This is a genomic window from Dellaglioa sp. CoH-55-MRSF-9 (assembly GCF_056782155.1).
Map to the genome: position 1 here is coordinate 1 of NZ_JBXAYG010000009.1, position 17,293 is coordinate 17,293.

At 34.9% G+C, this 17,293-nt stretch carries 17 protein-coding genes and 2 riboswitches; of the genes, 10 read left to right on the forward strand and 7 right to left on the reverse strand.

All coding sequences use genetic code 11. The annotated features are described in order from the left end of the window. Window positions 1-134 precede the first annotated feature (134 nt). Window positions 135-233, forward strand: a riboswitch (THF riboswitch). Window positions 234-273: 40 nt separating this feature from the next. From AC1RPV_RS07210 to tsaD, 6 genes are all read left to right on the forward strand, one after another. Further along, the gene (locus AC1RPV_RS07210; RefSeq protein ID WP_481761940.1) at window positions 274-795 is read left to right on the forward strand and encodes a folate family ECF transporter S component; all 522 of its coding nucleotides are present in this window, start codon (window positions 274-276) and stop codon (window positions 793-795) included. A 13-nt stretch (window positions 796-808) separates the two neighbouring features. Next, window positions 809-1,198, forward strand: coding sequence for a tautomerase family protein (locus tag AC1RPV_RS07215; protein WP_481761941.1), 390 nt, complete (start codon window positions 809-811; stop codon window positions 1,196-1,198). A gap of 121 nt (window positions 1,199-1,319) precedes the next feature. Further along, the gene (gene galE, locus AC1RPV_RS07220; RefSeq protein ID WP_481761942.1) at window positions 1,320-2,309 is read left to right on the forward strand and encodes a UDP-glucose 4-epimerase GalE; all 990 of its coding nucleotides are present in this window, start codon (window positions 1,320-1,322) and stop codon (window positions 2,307-2,309) included. 122 nt (window positions 2,310-2,431) lie between these two features. Next, on the forward strand, window positions 2,432-3,154 hold the full coding sequence (tsaB, locus tag AC1RPV_RS07225) for a tRNA (adenosine(37)-N6)-threonylcarbamoyltransferase complex dimerization subunit type 1 TsaB (RefSeq protein WP_481761943.1): 723 nt from the start codon (window positions 2,432-2,434) through the stop codon (window positions 3,152-3,154). Continuing rightward, a complete protein-coding gene (gene rimI / locus AC1RPV_RS07230) occupies window positions 3,138-3,704 on the forward strand; it encodes a ribosomal protein S18-alanine N-acetyltransferase (RefSeq protein ID WP_481761944.1) in 567 nt (188 codons plus the stop codon). The genes tsaB and rimI overlap by 17 nt, the downstream gene beginning before the upstream one ends. 31 nt (window positions 3,705-3,735) lie before the next feature. Then, window positions 3,736-4,764, forward strand: a complete 1,029-nt coding sequence (tsaD, locus tag AC1RPV_RS07235) for a tRNA (adenosine(37)-N6)-threonylcarbamoyltransferase complex transferase subunit TsaD (RefSeq protein ID WP_481761945.1) — start codon at window positions 3,736-3,738, stop codon at window positions 4,762-4,764. A 100-nt stretch (window positions 4,765-4,864) separates the two neighbouring features. Here tsaD and cytX read toward each other — a convergent pair whose 3' ends face one another. From cytX to AC1RPV_RS07265, 6 genes are all read right to left on the reverse strand, one after another. Next, window positions 4,865-6,052, reverse strand: a complete 1,188-nt coding sequence (gene cytX / locus AC1RPV_RS07240) for a putative hydroxymethylpyrimidine transporter CytX (RefSeq protein ID WP_481761946.1) — start codon at window positions 6,050-6,052, stop codon at window positions 4,865-4,867. A gap of 1 nt (window position 6,053) precedes the next feature. After that, window positions 6,054-6,713 (reverse strand): thiamine phosphate synthase, encoded by a 660-nt coding sequence (gene thiE / locus AC1RPV_RS07245; protein ID WP_481761947.1) that lies wholly within the window; start codon window positions 6,711-6,713, stop codon window positions 6,054-6,056. Next, the gene (thiD, locus tag AC1RPV_RS07250; protein WP_481761948.1) at window positions 6,700-7,521 is read right to left on the reverse strand and encodes a bifunctional hydroxymethylpyrimidine kinase/phosphomethylpyrimidine kinase; all 822 of its coding nucleotides are present in this window, start codon (window positions 7,519-7,521) and stop codon (window positions 6,700-6,702) included. Before thiD ends, thiE begins: the two co-directional genes overlap by 14 nt. Continuing rightward, on the reverse strand, window positions 7,521-8,318 hold the full coding sequence (gene thiM, locus AC1RPV_RS07255) for a hydroxyethylthiazole kinase (RefSeq protein WP_481761949.1): 798 nt from the start codon (window positions 8,316-8,318) through the stop codon (window positions 7,521-7,523). Before thiM ends, thiD begins: the two co-directional genes overlap by 1 nt. Window positions 8,319-8,376: 58 nt before the next feature. Further along, a riboswitch (TPP riboswitch) is annotated at window positions 8,377-8,483 on the reverse strand. A 77-nt stretch (window positions 8,484-8,560) separates the two neighbouring features. Next, window positions 8,561-10,498 carry an ABC-F family ATP-binding cassette domain-containing protein gene (locus tag AC1RPV_RS07260; protein ID WP_481761950.1) on the reverse strand — a complete coding sequence of 646 codons (1,938 nt, stop codon included), beginning with the start codon at window positions 10,496-10,498 and terminating at the stop codon, window positions 8,561-8,563. An 18-nt stretch (window positions 10,499-10,516) separates the two neighbouring features. After that, on the reverse strand, window positions 10,517-11,155 hold the full coding sequence (locus tag AC1RPV_RS07265) for a CPBP family glutamic-type intramembrane protease (protein WP_481761951.1): 639 nt from the start codon (window positions 11,153-11,155) through the stop codon (window positions 10,517-10,519). A 225-nt stretch (window positions 11,156-11,380) separates the two neighbouring features. Here AC1RPV_RS07265 and groES point away from each other — a divergent pair, with 225 nt between their 5' ends. From groES to AC1RPV_RS07285, 4 genes are all read left to right on the forward strand, one after another. After that, window positions 11,381-11,665: a co-chaperone GroES gene (groES, locus tag AC1RPV_RS07270; RefSeq protein ID WP_481761952.1), complete on the forward strand. Its 285-nt coding sequence runs from the start codon at window positions 11,381-11,383 to the stop codon at window positions 11,663-11,665. A 34-nt stretch (window positions 11,666-11,699) separates the two neighbouring features. Continuing rightward, window positions 11,700-13,325, forward strand: a complete 1,626-nt coding sequence (gene groL / locus AC1RPV_RS07275; protein ID WP_481761953.1) for a chaperonin GroEL — start codon at window positions 11,700-11,702, stop codon at window positions 13,323-13,325. A gap of 252 nt (window positions 13,326-13,577) precedes the next feature. Continuing rightward, on the forward strand, window positions 13,578-15,407 hold the full coding sequence (locus tag AC1RPV_RS07280) for an APC family permease (protein WP_481761954.1): 1,830 nt from the start codon (window positions 13,578-13,580) through the stop codon (window positions 15,405-15,407). 109 nt (window positions 15,408-15,516) lie between these two features. Then, the gene (locus AC1RPV_RS07285; protein ID WP_481761955.1) at window positions 15,517-16,602 is read left to right on the forward strand and encodes a glycosyltransferase family 4 protein; all 1,086 of its coding nucleotides are present in this window, start codon (window positions 15,517-15,519) and stop codon (window positions 16,600-16,602) included. 36 nt (window positions 16,603-16,638) lie between these two features. Here AC1RPV_RS07285 and AC1RPV_RS07290 read toward each other — a convergent pair whose 3' ends face one another. Next, entirely contained in the window at window positions 16,639-17,274 is a 636-nt protein-coding gene (locus tag AC1RPV_RS07290) for a YigZ family protein (protein ID WP_481761956.1), read from the reverse strand. Window positions 17,275-17,293: the final 19 nt, after the last annotated feature.

Sequence of the window (17,293 nt, forward strand, 5' to 3'; positions counted from 1 at the left end):
ACTTTTTTCTTTATTTCAACTGTGAACATAGTAAAACCCCCTGAGTTAGATTTCTCCAACTCAGGGGGTTCACTTCAACACCCAAAGTTATTTTCTTTTTAGTGGTATACTACACAAGTAGTAAAATACAAAATTTCGGGGTAGAGAATACAGCGTTAAGTGCCAAAAGGACGGAATGTGTCTTTTGGACGAAGGCTAGCGATAGCTGCGGTTGTGTTTTCGCATTCGCCGCATACCACAATGTGGCAACTCCAACGAGGAGATGTCTGAATCATGGAAAATTTAACAAAGAGGTTAACCGCAAAGAATATAGCGGTGATGGGTCTATTATTGGCTGGTCAAATTATTCTAACTAATTTATTATCGTATCAGGTATTGACGTTACGGATAAGTTTCACTTTTATTGCGACTTATCTATTAGCGGCGTGGTTTGGCCCATTACTGGGTGGTATTGGTTCTGTTTTATCGGATTTACTTGGAACAGTATTATTCAGTAAAGGAGGTACATTTTTCTGGGGATTCTCGCTATCTGCTTTCTTAGGTGCGTTTTTCTATGGACTTGTATTTTATAAAAAACCATTTACGTTACCGCGAATTATTATTGCCGTATTAATCAATGTCGTTGTTATTGATTTATTGTTAAATACATTCTGGCTAGTATTAATGTACCAGTCACCTTGGACAATTATCTATGCACGTGCTATCAAAGATTTAATTTTAATTCCAATTCAAATTATTTTGTTATATATGGTTGGTAATAATAAACAAATCCAAAGATTAGGTAAACGATTATAGGAGGATTCAATCTATGCCATTGATGAAAATTGATATGATTGAAGGCCGTTCTGAAGGCCAAATAAAAGAAATTTTAGATATTGCTTATGATGTAATGCTTAATTCATTTGGCGCACCAGTTAGTGACAGATATCAAATTGTCACTCAACATCCAATAAATGAAATGCAAATTTTAGATACTGGGCTTGGATTTATGCGAACAAAAGAAGTATTGGTCTTTAGTTTAACAACGCGACCAAGAACGACAGAGCAAAAAGAAACCTTCTATCAACAGTTAATGCAACAGTTACAAACAAAAGTTGGATTGAGACCAGAAGATTTAATGATTAATTTAACAACTAATACTGATGAAGATTGGAGCTTTGGCATGGGCCAAGCACAATTTTTAACGGGTGACTTATAGAAATTAACCAGACGGCGAATTTATTTTCGTCGTCTATTTATTTGCTAAAGAAGGGTGAATCACTGATAAATTTACTAAAATAAGTTATAATAAAGAAAATAAACTATTTGGAGGAATTTAAATGTCAATTTTAGTTTTGGGTGGCGCAGGTTACATTGGTTCACATACTGTTGATCAATTAGTAGAAAATAGTCGTGATGTTGTTGTTGTCGATAATTTAGTGACAGGGCACTTAGAGGCTGTTAATAAAAAGGCAAAATTTTATCAAGGAGATATTGCGGATAAAAATTTTATGCGCAATGTTTTCAAAAATGAGGATATTGAAGCAGTTATTCATTTTGCAGCTTCATCTCTTGTTGGTGAATCAATGGTAAAACCATTAAAATATTTTGACAATAATACAGCAGGGATGATTCATTTACTTGAAGTCATGACTGAAGTTGGCGTTAAAAAAATCGTCTTTTCTTCAACAGCTGCAACATATGGTGAACCTAAAGTTGTCCCAATTCATGAAGATGACCCTCAAATTCCAACAAATCCATATGGTGAAAGTAAATTAGCCATGGAAAAAATTATGCACTGGACTGACGTTGCAGATGGTGTTAAGTTTGTCGCATTACGTTATTTCAATGTTGCTGGATCAAAACCAGATGGTAGCATCGGTGAAGATCACAATCCTGAAACACATTTAATTCCAATTATTTTACAAGTTGCTAACGGAGAACGTGAAAAATTACAAATTTTTGGGGACGATTATGATACCAAAGATGGTACAAACGTCCGTGATTACGTGCATGTTCTTGATTTAGCAGATGCGCACATTCGCGCCTTAGATTACTTACTTGCGGGAAATGAAAGTAATGCCTTTAACTTGGGTTCATCTAATGGATTTTCAAATATGGAAATTCTAGAAGCAGCACGCCGTGCAACAGGTAAAGAAATTCCTGCAGAAATTGCACCACGTCGTGCAGGTGATCCTTCAACTTTAATTGCAGCAAGTGAAAAAGCACATGAAATTCTTGGTTGGGCTCCTAAGTATGAAAATATGGAAGATATCATTAAGACAGCATGGACTTTTGAACAGACGCATCCAAATGGATTTTCAAAATAAATTAGTTATTAACCATAGGACAATTATTTGTCCTATTTTTTTGTTAATTTTCTCTTAGAAAAAATTTGTGATACTATTTTTGTGCTAAAATGTTAACAAAGCAGAGATAAAGGAAGATATGAATGAAAATTTTAGCAATTGATACATCGAATATACCACTCAGCGTCGCTGTTTTAGAAGATAGTGCATTATTAGCAACTATCACAACGAATATAAAAAAAAATCACAGTATTACATTGATGCCAGCAATTTCTGATGTCATGAAATTAGCAGGTATTAAGCCTGCAGAGCTAGACCGAATTGTGGTTGCACAAGGTCCAGGATCTTTTACTGGTCTCAGGATTGGCGTTGCCACAGCTAAAACACTAGCATTTACATTAGATTGTGAATTAGTTGGTGTCTCTAGTTTAGCAATGTTGGCTGCAGGTATTTCCACAAATAGTGATTCTGATATTGTACCGTTATTTGACGCACGTAGGAATTACGTATTCTCAGGTTTGTATAAAAATGATAATGAGCTTGTAAATGAATTACCAGACCAGCATAGAGAACTTGTGACTTGGGTGACTGAATTAAAAGAGCGTAACCGACCACAAATTTTTGTTGGAACTGATGTCGATTTATTTAAACAACAAATTATCGATATTTTAGGTGATCAGGCACAGTTTCCAGCTTCATTTTTAAATATTCCTCAGGCATTTATTTTGGGATTAATTGGTAAAGATAAAGAGCCCGCTAATCAGGAGACATTTATTCCGAATTATTTACGATTAACGCAAGCAGAGACGCAATGGTTAGAAACCCATTCAGATAAGGATCATAATACCTATGTTGAAAAAATTTAAAGCACGAGTGAAACAAATTATTCCAGAATTAAGACCAGATGAACCTGTTAGGACATTAGTTTTTCAGAATCATAGAATTAAAATTAGAAATGAAAGTTATTTTATGACACGTGCTGTTGTACCTGATATTCCGGAACTACTTGAGATTGAAAAAGCAGTTTATGATGGTAAATCACCATGGAGTGCAAAAATATTTGAAGGCGAAATTTGCCAAAAAAGCAAAACACTTTATTTAGTCTTACGTAAGGAAGATAAAATGTTAGGCTTTATTGGTTGTTCAACGGATGCAATAACGGGAGACGTACATATTGCGAATATTGCTGTTCTACCTGAATGTCAGGGTAGAGGGATGGGAAACTTTTTGGTAACGTCTATTACAAGGCGTGCTCGTTTAATGAGATTTAGAACAGTTAGTTTAGAGGTTCGCCGTGATAACCAGACGGCTTTAAATCTATACCACCAATTAGGATTTACTAAAGTGGGTATCCGAGAGAATTATTATGTTGAAGATGGGCAAGATGCTGTTGATATGTTGCTTAAATTAAAATAAAGGAATATGAATTAAGTTGAAAGAGGTCTCAATGGATAAAACGGAAAGAAATCTAATTTTAGCATTTGAATCAAGTTGTGATGAAACTAGTGTCGCAGTGGTCGAAGACGGTCATCTTATTTTGTCGAACATCATTGCAACGCAAGTTAATAGTCATAAACGTTTTGGTGGTGTTGTACCTGAAGTTGCCAGCCGCCACCATATTGAACAAATTACGAGTTGTATTAAAGATGCTATGACAGAAGCAAATGTAACTTATGATGATTTAGATGCTGTTGCGGTTACTTATGGACCAGGATTAGTTGGTGCTTTACTAGTAGGTGTTTCTGCTGCTAAAGCTATCGCATTTGCTCACGAGTTGCCTTTAATTCCCGTTAACCATATGGCAGGCCATATTTTTGCAGCGCGCTATGAATCTGAAATAGTGTATCCATCAATGGCTTTACTCGTTTCGGGTGGACATACTGAGTTAGTTTATATGCCTGAAGAAGGTCAATTTGAAATTATTGGTGAGACACGTGATGACGCAGCAGGTGAAGCTTATGATAAAGTTGGGCGTGTTCTTGGGATGACTTATCCATCAGGAAAAGAAATTGATGAACTTGCACATACTGGACAAGATACGTTTAATTTTCCGCGTGCCATGATCAAAGATGACAGTTATGACTTTAGTTTCAGTGGATTGAAAAGTGCCTTCATCAATACAGTTCACCATGCAGATCAATTAGGCGAAGAGTTGGACCGGGCTGATTTAGCAACAAGCTTTCAACAAAGTGTGATTGATGTACTTGCTGAGAAAACGGTACGTGCTTGTCATGAGTATGATATTAAACAATTAATTTTAGCCGGTGGTGTGGCAGCTAATAAAGGGTTACGTACAAGACTTGAATCTGATATGAAGAAAATGAATGATATTGAATTTGTGAAGGCGCCCATTAAATTATGTGGTGATAATGCTGCAATGATTGGTGCAGCAGGATATGTTGAATTTATTAAAGGTCAACGTGCAGGATTAAATTTAAATGCTGATCCTAGTTTAGAATTTGATTGGATAGTTTAATTATTATAAAATTAAAATAGAGATTTAGAGTTCGCCTTGTAATGCTAAACAGTTGTTTAACACTGGGGAGAACGCTAAATCTCTATTTTTTTGTAAATGGTTAATTTATATTTCTAAAATAATTTTTTGGTAAAATAAATTGGGATAGATAAACGAGTAATCCTAGTCCGAATAGAATAATAATTGTGGTTCCAAAAATAAAATCAAATTGTTGTAATTGATAGTACGCAATAATGCCAATTAACCACCAAATAATATTTAACCAATAAGGCAACGTTTTTTTCATAATAAAGTAAGTGACAAAAACAATTGCATATAATGGTGTAAAAACTGACGCGATAAAATATAAGAAATTTTGATAATTATCAATAGGAACTACCCATGCAATGACTAAGCCAAGCGCAACTATAATGATACTAATCAATTTCATATGTTTAAAGGAATGTATATTCTGAACGTTAATTGTTGCTGACATAACATCTAAAAATGTGGTTGTAACAGTTGAAAATATAATAATGAATAATGCGATTATACCTAAACCTGATGTAGCCAAGAACGAGGTAAAATCAGTGAATCCGGTTCTAGTTGTTAAAAGTAAGCCAATGGTAAACATGATTAAACTACCTAAAAAATAGCTAAACGAACTAACTGTAGACATAGCAAGTGGATGTTTTGTTGATTTTGTGTAATCACCTATTAGTGGTAGCCAAGATAACGCCATGGTGATATTTAATTCAACAGCTGATCCAAATGTCATATTTAAGCCATTGGAAGTATGTGAAACGGGTACTTTGAAAATTAAAAAAATCATGATACCTGCACCAATAACTAATAAATTAACAACAATTAAATTAATTCGATACAAACTATTTTCGCTAACTAATAACCAAATGATAATCAAAATAGCTATGACAAGTCCCATAATAATTGAATTTTTAAAATTAAGTAAGGAACTTGAAATACCATTCATTGCTGAAATTGCGTTGACGATCATAACAGCGGTCCAACCAATTAGTTGAATCAAATTGATAAGTGAAAATAAGAGCACACCTGTTGAGCCAAAAGCAACTTTAGTTGACTGAATGGCTGTCTGATGCTTTTTGGCACCAATATAACCAGCAGGTAGTAAGAAGAGACCACAACCAATTAAATGACCAATTAGAATTGCAAGGAAACCTTTAGAAAAGCCAAGTGGAGCTAGTAACATGCCCGTCATAATTTCGGCAATTGAAATGGCCGCACCTAGCCAAAGTAAAAATTGTCCACGTAATTCTTTAGTTTCTGTCATCTTAATCGTCCTCCAATTTAAAATAATGATTTATGGATTGAACTGTTTGTTCAATGTTCGGACTTTTAGCAATCAAGGAAATAACAGCAACTCCCGAAACAGTTGTAGTAGCCAGTTTGGCTAAATTATTTTCTGAAATACCACCAATTGCAACAATCGGGAGTTTACTAATTGATAGTAATTGATTTAAGCCAGCTATTCCGAGAGGCGCAGTCGCATCTGACTTTGATTTTGTAGGAAAGACAGGGCCACTACCAATATAAGCGATACCTGATAATTGATTGGCTTGTTTAATTTGATCGAGTGTTTGACAAGAAAGGCCAATCGCTAATTGACCCGCCGATTGATCTATCACATTTTGAATCTTTTGGTCATTTTGGCCAACGTGAATACCATCTGCTTGAATTTCAAGTGCTAAAGGTAGATCATCATCAATGAAAAAAGGAACTTGGTATTTTGTGCATAACCTCTGACATTCAATTGCGAGTGTCTTTTTTTGTATCCGGGTTAAAGGGGTTAAGAGATTTTTTTCTCTAAATTGGAAACAAGAAATGCCTGATTTTAACGCTCGTTCTAAAGTAGGTAGTAATTGATTGTCGGCGACGTCTTGAGTTCCTGCAATGAAGTAACTTGCTAACCATGATTGATTAAATGTCTTCATTTTGCGTTACCTCACGATATGCCCAATGATTTAATGGCCCGTGACCATGTCCAACGATAATACCGTTGCTAATTGTTGCTTCAACATATTTTTTAGACACTAAGATGGCCGTTTTAATATCTTGTCCTTTGGCAATTTCTGCTGCAATGCAGGCTGAGAGGGTATCACCAGTGCCATGAGTTCGAATTGTATCAATACGTTTCGAGCTCATCCAGAATGAATCGTTATCTTCTAATAATACAAAGTCATTTACGATATTTTCAGAGTTATAATGTCCGCCTTTAATGATGACGTTTTTTGCACCTAATAATTTAATCTTTTTTCCAGCTGCACTCATGTCTTCTTTTGAATTAATGGTCAAGCCAGTTATGACTTCAGCTTCTGGAATATTCGGGGTTACTACCGTGGCTAAAGGAATTAATTCTTCTTTGATTGTAACAACAGCATCCTCAGAAAGAAGTGTGGCACCGCCTTTTGCAACCATGACAGGGTCAACAATTAGGGGACCAAATTGATATTTTTTCAGATTTTTAACGACTACTTTAACGTGTTCTGAATCTGCAAGCATCCCTGTTTTGCATGCTTTAATGGCTAAATCATTTGCAATTGAGGCAAATTGTTCATTAATAATTTTAGCAGGGAGGGGAAGACTGTCTTGCACACCAAGTGTGTTTTGTGCAGTGATTGCGACGAGAACTGTTGCAGCATAGACATGCCGTTCTTGCATCGTTTTTAAGTCAGCTTGCATACCAGCGCCACCACTACTATCGGATCCAGCAATTGAAAGTGCTTGTGGAAAATCAGGCATTATAGGTCTCCTTTCATCGTTATCTGATTAGAAAGTTCATTTATCGTTATTAAATGTAGTTTATCAAGTAGGTTAACAATAAAACTACCTGGTTTTTCGGTAATTAACTCATCAGCAACAAGTTCACCAGTTGTTGCAAAGATAAGGCAGGCGATTCTTGCTGCTTCAAACTCATTATCTTTAGAGACAGCTGCAAACGCAGCAATTAAACTTGAAAGCATATCGCCTGAACCAACATGTGTTTGGAAAAGAGACGTTCCCTGTGTCACAGTTGCAACACGCTTTCCATCAGAAATATAGTCTGTAGGACCACTTAGAACAACCGTACAATTGTACCGTTTGGCTACAATTTTTGCGATTTCTGCTAAATCTGCAGAACCATTTCCTGCATCAATACCTTTTGCTTGCCATTCAACACCAGCTAATGCAGCAATTTCACCAGCATTACCGCGAATAAAATTAAAATGAAAATGCTCAAGCAAGTTTGTAATTACTTTTTGTCGGTAAGGCATGGCAACAGCAACTGGGTCTAGCACAAGTGGGATAGCTAAATCGTTTGCGATTTGACTAACCCTCTCAATGTAAGGTAATTCTGAACTTTTAAATGATCCCATATTGATTGTGGCAGCAGCAGAAATTTGTAACATTTCGGCTGCTTCTTCAATCGCACTGGGCATGATAGGGGAAGCGCCAATTGCGTTGAGTCCATTGGCAACGTCTTGAACCGTGATGTAATTAGAAATGTTGAAAATTACTGGGTTCTCTTCACGAAGTTTATCGAGTAGTTCTAATGGCATAACTTTCTCCTCTTGAGTACACAAAAACCCCACTCTTTGACAAAAAAATTGTAGAGTGGGGTCCTTCTTCACACTTTCCTACGCAAGTTTTGGCTTACAGGTTCGAAGGGATTAGGTTGAAAAAACCTATCTCAGTTCTTCTAAAGAACACCCCTAGTGTACTTATATTTTATTTTTAGATTACAACAAAAGAATAGGCTTTCATTCTTTAAATGTCAATAAATAAAAAAAAAAAAGCTAGCTTATTCTAAAGCTAAGCTAGCTTCTTCCCAATTAGTTTCTGCAGTCTCTATTGCAGTTTGAATAGATTGTAGTTCAGTTTGTAGTTCCTGAAGTTTATCTGCATCACTAAAAATAGTAGGTTGAGACATTTTTTCTTCAAGTTCTGTTTGATGAATTTCTAATTCACTTAATTCAGATTCTAAACGATCAATTTCACGTGTTAATTTACGTTGTTCCTTTTGCGTTTCTTTATTTTGTTGATAATTAGTTGTTGGTTTAACTTCAGGGACTTCTGAAGATGAGGCAATTTCAAGTGCCATTTTTTCGGCTGCGATAGCTTCTAATTCTTCTTTTTTATCAACATAATAATCGTAATCACCCATGTAGTAAGTAGAGCCTTCTTTTGAAACTTCAATAATACTTTCTGCAACTTTATTAATGAAGTAGCGGTCATGAGAAACAAGTAAGACAGTACCATCAAAGTTAGCAATCGCCTTTTCAAGGACTTCCTTACTATCAATGTCTAAATGGTTAGTGGGTTCATCAAAGATTAGGAAGTTATCTTTGTCCATTGCAAGTTTGGTCAAAGCAAGACGCGCTTTTTCACCACCACTTAAATTTGAGACACGTTTCAAAACGTCATCCCCAGAAAATAGAAATCCACCTAATAATGATCGAATATCTGTTTCAGGAGTTGAAGGATGATCATTCCAGAGTTCATCTAAAACAGTATTTTTATCTGTTAATTGATTTTGCTCCTGATCGTAGTAGCCAACATGAACATTAGCGCCAAGGAATGCTTCACCACGAATAAATGGAATTTGGCCTAAGATACTTTTAAGTAAGGTTGATTTTCCCACACCATTCGGGCCAACAATAGCTTGAACTTGATGCTTATGTAAATCAATTGAAACGGGTTCAGATAACACTTTATTATCGTAACCAACAGCTGCCCCGGCAACAGTTAAAACGATATTACCACTCTCATCTGCAGATTTAAAACTAAAACGAGGGGCTTTTTCGTCACCTTCTGGTCGGTCAAGTTTATCTAATTTTTCGAGTTGTTTACGACGACTTTGCGCTCGTTTTGTTGTTGAGGCTCGAACAATGTTTTTATTAACAAAATCTTCGAGTTTTTCAATCTTATCTTGTTGTTTTTCGAAAACTTTCCATTCTTGTTTTAAATTAGCTTCTTTTTTTACAATAAATTGGGAGTAGTTGCCATTGTAGTGAGTCGTTTCATTATGGCTCATATCATAAACTTCTGTCACAATTTTATCTAAGAAGTAACGATCATGAGAGACAATTAAGAGTGCCCCTGTATAAGTCTTCAAATAGCCTTCTAACCAAGTTAGTGTCTCAATATCTAAGTGGTTAGTTGGTTCATCTAAAATTAATAAATCACGTTTTTCTAAAAGTAATTTTGCTAAGGCTAAACGTGTTTTTTGACCACCAGAGAGAGTCCTAATATCGCGATTGAAATCTTCTTCATAAAATCTAAAACCATGTAAAACAGAACGGATTTCTGATTCATAACCATAGCCATTTTTTTCACTGAAATCATGTGAAACTTGATCATAGGTTGATAATAGTTTTTCAAATTTTTCAGAATCTTCTGCATTTTTAGGATCAGCAATTTGGGCTTCTAATGTATGAATTTGGATTTCCATTTTTTTTAAATAATCAAAAACACGACTCATTTCGTCCCAAATCGAACGTTCTGAAGTAACAGTTGTTGTTTGTGCTAAGTAACCGATGGTCATGCCTTTATGTTTAATGATTTGACCAGCATCAGTAGCCTCTTGATCAATAATCATTTTAATTAATGTTGATTTTCCAGCACCATTTCGACCAACTAGGGCTATCCTAGCATCGTCTTTGATATCCATATTTGCATTTTCAAAAAGAACATCTGCGCCAAAATAGCGAGCTGCTTGTTGTACTTGTAACAGAATCAAAATAATTCCACCTTTCTTTTAAAGTGACGATTGAATAATTAATACTAGACTATTCATAAGAATATGAGCAATCATTGACGTTTTGATGTCACCTGTTCGTTTGTAGAGGTAACAGAAAAGTAATCCAATTAAAAAGTAGATAGCTAAATGGCCATCATTATGTGCCAAACTAAATAATAAACTAGAAAGAATTGCGGCAGAAATAGGTGATATGAAACTTGCTAAATTGCCAAAAAAGACTTTTCTAAAAACGAGTTCCTCCATAATGGGAGCACCAAGTGAGACTGCCAACATATAATAAGGATATTTTGTAAAAATAGTCATAATTTCATTTGTATTTTGTGAGGGTACGGTCGTTTTTAAAATGGTGAATGAAATTAATTGAATAACTGTTTGGATTACTAACGTTAGAACGAATCCAAGAATACCCCACGAAATAATTTGTGACCATTTAGAGGAACCATCTATTGTATTTCTAGCACTGAAGTAATGATTTAACCAAATTAACAATATTGCTCCTAAAACATAATCAGCCGTCATTACTGGATAGATAACTGATTTTAAAGAAAATAGTTGATTCAGAATTGTTGGTAAAATAAAGATAACGAGGTAGCCTAATAAAATAGCGATTGAATTTTTACTAGTTGATTTTGACATGAGAACTCCTTTAACTGTAATTAGATAGTCGTGCATTTTTCTAGTGAATAAATTTGTATGATAAGTATAGCATAATTGACTAGATAGCGAATTCAATTCATATTAAAAATTCTATTAAATAAGAGCTGAAATGCTTGCAATTGTTTGAAAAATTGATTATAGTTAATTTTGTGATTAGCACTTAGGAAGATAGAGTGCTAAATAAAAGTGTTGGAGGGATAGAACGTGTTAAAACCATTAGCAGATCGTGTTATTTTAGAAGTAACAAAAGAAGAAGAAACAACAGTAGGCGGGATCGTCTTAGCAAGTAACGTACAAGAAAAACCACAAACAGGAAAAATTGTTGCAGTTGGTGATGGCCGTACGATGGATAACGGTGAAAAAATTGCTGTTGCTGTTAACGTTGGAGAGACCGTTTTATTTGATAAGTATGCTGGCTCAGAAGTTTCATTCGAAGGTAAAGACTACTTAATTGTTCATGAAAAAGATATCGTTGCAACAGTAGACTAATATAAATTTAAATTAAAGATGAGGTGGATTAATTATGTCAAAGGAATTAAAATTTTCTGAAGATGCTCGTTCAGCAATGCTTAGAGGTGTTGACCAATTAGCCAATACCGTTAAATCAACTTTAGGACCAAAAGGCCGTAATGTTGTTTTAGAAGAATCATATGGCTCACCAATTATTACAAATGATGGTGTAACAATTGCTCGTGCGATTGAATTAGAAGACCATTTTGAAAATATGGGTGCTAAATTAGTATCAGAAGTTGCTTCAAAAACGAATGATATAGCTGGTGATGGAACGACAACTGCTACTGTTTTAACACAAGCTATCGTCACTGAAGGTATGAAGAATGTGACAGCAGGTGCTAACCCTGTTGGGATTCGTCGTGGTATCGAAACTGCTACAAAAGCAGCCGTTGCTGAATTACATGAATTATCACACAAAGTTGAAACAAAAGAAGATATTGCTCAAATTGCTTCTGTATCTTCAGCTAATGAAGAAATTGGTGCTTTAATTGCTGACGCTATGGAAAAAGTTGGTAATGATGGCGTTATTACAATTGAAGAATCAAAAAGCATCGATACATCATTAGATGTCGTTGAAGGGATGCAATTTGATCGAGGTTACTTGTCACAATATATGGTAACTGATAACGATAAAATGGAAGCTAACTTAGAGACACCATATATTTTAGTAACGGATAAGAAAATTTCTAATATTCAAGAAGTCTTACCATTATTACAATCTATTGTGGAACAAGGTCGCCCATTGTTAATCATCGCCGATGATGTTGATGGGGAAGCTTTACCAACATTAGTATTGAATAAAATTCGTGGTACATTTAACGTTGTTGCAGTCAAAGCACCTGGATTTGGTGATCGTCGTAAAGCGATGCTTGAAGATATTGCCATCGTTACTGGTGCAACAGTGATTACTGATGAACTTGGTTTACAATTGAAGGATACAACAATTGAACAATTAGGTTCAGCTGGTAAAGTTAATATTACAAAAGAAAACACAGTTATTGTTGAAGGTTCTGGTGATAAAGCTAAAATTACAGAACGTGTTGGTTTGATTAAAAAACAAATCGATGAAACGACGTCTGAATTTGATCGTGAAAAATTACAAGAACGTTTGGCAAAATTATCTGGTGGGGTTGCTGTCATCAAAGTTGGTGCTGCAACTGAAACAGAATTAAAAGAACGCAAATACCGTATTGAAGATGCTTTGAATGCGACACGCGCTGCTGTCGAAGAAGGATTCGTTGCCGGTGGTGGTACTGCATTTGTTAACGTTATTAGTAAAGTTGCTGCACTTGAAGCAGTTGGCGATGAATTAACGGGTATCAAGATTGTTCAACGTGCTTTGGAAGAACCAGTACGCCAAATTGCAAAGAATGCTGGACTTGAGGGTTCAGTTATTGTTGAAAAACTAAAATCAGAAAAACCTGGTATTGGTTTTAACGCAGCAACAAATGAATGGCAAGATATGATTGAAGTTGGGATTGTTGATCCAACTAAAGTGACACGCTCAGCATTGCAAAATGCAGCTAGTGTCTCAGCCTTATTATTAACAACTGAAGCAGTTGTTGCAGATAAACCAGAACCAGTATCTGCAGCTGATCCACAACAAATGCCTGGTGGTATGGGCGGTATGATGTAACCCATTTGTCATAAAAAATGATGAAAATTTAAGAGCTATTAATCCGTGTTATTCTGGGATTAGTAGCTCTTTTTTTATGCTGAAAATAAAGTTTGTTTGCAGTATTGTATATTTAAAAATAAACGAGTAAAATAGAGTGAATTCGGTGAATAGAAATTAGTAATTAAAATAACTATTCAGTAAAATAAATGCGCTGTTTTGGCATCATTTATGAATGGATTTTTAAATATAGAACATAAGGGGTAAAGAGAAATGCGTCGTTATTTAAAGAGACTTTTAATTGGGAAGCCATTAAAATCTTCTGAAGAAGGAGATCAACAATTATCAAAATTTAAGGCATTAGCGCTCTTATCGTCAGATGCACTCTCATCTGTGGCGTATGGTACGGAACAAATTGTTACCGTTTTAGTGGGCTTTTCAGCAATGGCAATCTGGTATTCATTACCAATTGCATTGTTAGTCTTAGTTTTATTGGCTTCAATTACAATTTCGTATCGCCAAATTATCCATGCTTATCCTAAGGGTGGAGGCGCGTATGTTGTCTCAAGTAAAAACTTAGGTAAAAATGCTGGATTAATTTCTGGTGGATCGCTTTTAATTGATTATATGTTGACAGTAGCGGTTAGTGTTTCCGCAGGGACTGAGGCATTGATTTCTGCGGTACCTTCGTTATATGGACATCAAGTAGCAATCTCAGTGGTTATTATTATTTTGGTAATGGCAATGAACTTACGAGGCTTGCGGGAATCAGCTTCATTCTTAACTATTCCTGTTTATCTTTTCGTGGTTATGATTATATTGATGTTACTAGTTGGTGGTTATAATATTATGACAGGTCAAGTACCTTACCACGCAACAGCTGCTGTGGGTACGGCCGTTCCTGGAATTACACTAGCCTTACTTTTGAAAGCATTCTCATCGGGATCATCTTCATTAACTGGTGTTGAAGCAATTAGTAATGCAGTGCCTTTCTTCAAAAAACCACATGCTAAAAATGCTGCTGCTACTTTAACAATTATGGCGACGCTTTTGGCAGTCTTCTTTGGTGGAATAACATTCTTAAACTATTGGTATGGCATTATTCCTACTGAAAAAGTAACTGTTCTTTCACAAATTGCACAAACAACATTTGGACAAGGTATTTTGTATTACGTTTTCCAATTTTCAACAGTATTGATTTTAGTATTAGCTGCAAATACAGGTTTCTCGGCATTTCCAATTTTAGCGTTTAATTTAGCTAAAGATAAATTTATGCCTCATTTGTATATGGATAAAGGTGATCGATTAGGCTACTCTAACGGAATTATCACGTTAGCGGCCGGATCAATTATTTTAACATTTATATTTAATGGATCAACGTCATTATTAATTCCATTATATGCGGTAGGTGTGTTTATTCCGTTTACGTTGTCTCAGACAGGGATGATTGTAAAATGGTATCATGATCGCCCAAAAGGTTGGATTATGAAAGCCTTTTACAATTTCTTAGGGGCCTTTATCTCATTTAGTATTTTGTTGATTCTCTTTAGATATCGCTTATCAACAGTATGGCCATTCTTTATTATCATGCCAGTTATGTATATTATATTCTATAAAATAAATGATCATTACAATAAAGTTGCCGAACAATTACGTTTAACAGAAGAAGCAGAAATTCATGATTACGATGGCTCCACAGTTATCGTGTTAGTTAGTTCTGTAACGCATGTTACAACGGGTGCAATTAATTATGCACGTTCAATTGGTGACTACGTAATTGCAATGCACGTTTCTTTCGATACAAATCCGGAAAAAGAACATGAAACGGAACGTGAATTTAAAGAACGTTTCCCTGGTGTTCGTTTTGTTGATTTACATTCGTCATATCGTTCAATTGCTTCACCTGTTGTGAAATTTACAGATGTTATTGCTAAGAATGCCGCTGCTCGTAACTTCACAACGACAGTCTTAGTACCACAGTTTGTTCCAAGAAAACCATGGCAAAATATTCTTCATAATCAAACGAGTTTAAGATTGAGAACGGTCTTAAATTCTCGCGAGAATATTATTGTTGCAACATATAATTATCATTTGAAAAAATAAACATTGAAAAGTATCAATTAAATTTAATTGATACTTTTTTTGTATTTATTTAACAACGTGGTATAGTTAAGACTACTATGACAGAATATTTTTAAGGAGAGATATCAAAATGTTTCCAATTATCGTAGCATTTTTCGCAACAGCGCTTATCTCCGCGTTGCTAACTCCCGTTATTAGACTATTTTCAATTAAAATTGGAGCAGTCGATGTTCCAAATAATAGACGAGTAAATAAGGTTTCAATGCCTACAATGGGTGGATTAGCCATTTTTATAGCTTTTAACTTTACGAATTTTTTTATTTTAAAAAATCAATATCCAATAAAAATGTTAGTGACACTGTTTGTTGCTGAATTGGTAATTATTATCACCGGTGTTTTAGATGATAAGTTTGAATTAAAACCACGCCAAAAGATGTTTGGCATCACAGTTGCCGCCTTGATCGTCTACTTTTTTTCAAATATGCGAATGACGACATTCACTTTACCTTATTTTGGTATTATTAATTTAGGATGGATGAGTTTCCCTATTACAATTATTTGGATTTTAGCTATTACAAATGCTATTAATTTAATAGACGGATTAGATGGCTTAGCAACTGGGGTTTCCATTATTGATTTATTTACAAGTGGTTTGGTAGGCTATTTCTTTTTAGTTAATACAAATAGTTATATTGCAATTATGATGTTTACGCTGGTTGCTGCTCTGATTGGATTTTTGCCATATAATTTCTTTCCAGCTAGAATCTACTTAGGGGATACAGGCGCGTTATTTATTGGATTTATGATTTCAGTATTCTCTTTATCTGGACTTAAAAATGCAACTTTTATTTCTATTATTGTGCCTGTTTTAATATTGGGTGTACCAATTACGGATACTGTTTATGCAATGTTACGCCGGATTTTAAATAAAAAGCCTATCTCTCAAGCAGACAAACATCATTTACATCATCGTTTGATGCAAATGGGGTTAACGCATCGACAGACAGTATTAGTTATATATGGCATTGCGTTAATTTTTTCATTTATTTCATTACTTTATCCAATATCATCAATTTGGGGTTCAATACTAATGTCAGTTGCGACATTAGTGGGACTAGAACTATTCGTAGAGTCCATCGGATTAGTTGGATCTAAACGAAAGCCACTGCTAAATTGGATTAAAAGAATTGTTAAAACGATGACTTCAAAAAAATAGATAGTAAAAAGGATGTCCAGTAATTGGGCATCCTTTTTACTTAACTTGAATTTCATTATATAAATCTTGGCCTAATTTAAAAGTTATTTGGTTATTGAGTAGGTTGATTAGTTGATCTTGTAAGGTTAATATCAAATTTTTATCAACTGCTAAAGTTATTTCTACTGTTTCAAGATAGGTTGTGTGTTGGATTATAATTGAATTTTTTTCAAGATAATTTTCAAGTTTTCCAACATTTTGGTAAGCAATTTGGCAAATAAGTTCGGTTTGTAAAATACGTTCAACGATACCAATTTGTTCAATCGTCTGCGAAGCAGCATTACTATAAGCACGGATTAAACCACCAGCACCTAGCTTAATACCACCAAACTTTCGACTAACAACGATACAAATATTTTTAAGCTGATTTTTTTTAATAACTTCTAGAATGGGAACACCAGCCGTTCCAGAGGGTTCACCATCATCGCTTTGACGTTGGATTTCAGACTCAGTACCAAATGTGTATGCAAAACAGTGATGTCTTGCTTTAGGTTCTAATTTCTTGACTGATTCAATAAAAGCAACTGCATCAGATTCTGTCGCGATTCGAGTGACACGACAAATGAAGGAAGACTTCTTTTCAATTAATGTGGCTAAACCAGATTCTTTAATTGTTAAATAATTTTTTGACATAATTAAGGTTCCTTTGCGT

Coding starts and splice junctions, on each gene's coding strand:
- AC1RPV_RS07210 (WP_481761940.1), top strand. CDS start 274: ATGGAAAATTTAACAAAGAGGTTAACCGCAAAGAATATAGCGGTGATG.
- AC1RPV_RS07215 (WP_481761941.1), top strand. CDS start 809: ATGCCATTGATGAAAATTGATATGATTGAAGGCCGTTCTGAAGGCCAA.
- galE (WP_481761942.1), top strand. CDS start 1,320: ATGTCAATTTTAGTTTTGGGTGGCGCAGGTTACATTGGTTCACATACT.
- tsaB (WP_481761943.1), top strand. CDS start 2,432: ATGAAAATTTTAGCAATTGATACATCGAATATACCACTCAGCGTCGCT.
- rimI (WP_481761944.1), top strand. CDS start 3,138: ATGTTGAAAAAATTTAAAGCACGAGTGAAACAAATTATTCCAGAATTA.
- tsaD (WP_481761945.1), top strand. CDS start 3,736: ATGGATAAAACGGAAAGAAATCTAATTTTAGCATTTGAATCAAGTTGT.
- cytX (WP_481761946.1), bottom strand. CDS start 6,052: ATGACAGAAACTAAAGAATTACGTGGACAATTTTTACTTTGGCTAGGT.
- thiE (WP_481761947.1), bottom strand. CDS start 6,713: ATGAAGACATTTAATCAATCATGGTTAGCAAGTTACTTCATTGCAGGA.
- thiD (WP_481761948.1), bottom strand. CDS start 7,521: ATGCCTGATTTTCCACAAGCACTTTCAATTGCTGGATCCGATAGTAGT.
- thiM (WP_481761949.1), bottom strand. CDS start 8,318: ATGCCATTAGAACTACTCGATAAACTTCGTGAAGAGAACCCAGTAATT.
- AC1RPV_RS07265 (WP_481761951.1), bottom strand. CDS start 11,155: ATGTCAAAATCAACTAGTAAAAATTCAATCGCTATTTTATTAGGCTAC.
- groL (WP_481761953.1), top strand. CDS start 11,700: ATGTCAAAGGAATTAAAATTTTCTGAAGATGCTCGTTCAGCAATGCTT.
- AC1RPV_RS07280 (WP_481761954.1), top strand. CDS start 13,578: ATGCGTCGTTATTTAAAGAGACTTTTAATTGGGAAGCCATTAAAATCT.
- AC1RPV_RS07285 (WP_481761955.1), top strand. CDS start 15,517: ATGTTTCCAATTATCGTAGCATTTTTCGCAACAGCGCTTATCTCCGCG.
- AC1RPV_RS07290 (WP_481761956.1), bottom strand. CDS start 17,274: ATGTCAAAAAATTATTTAACAATTAAAGAATCTGGTTTAGCCACATTA.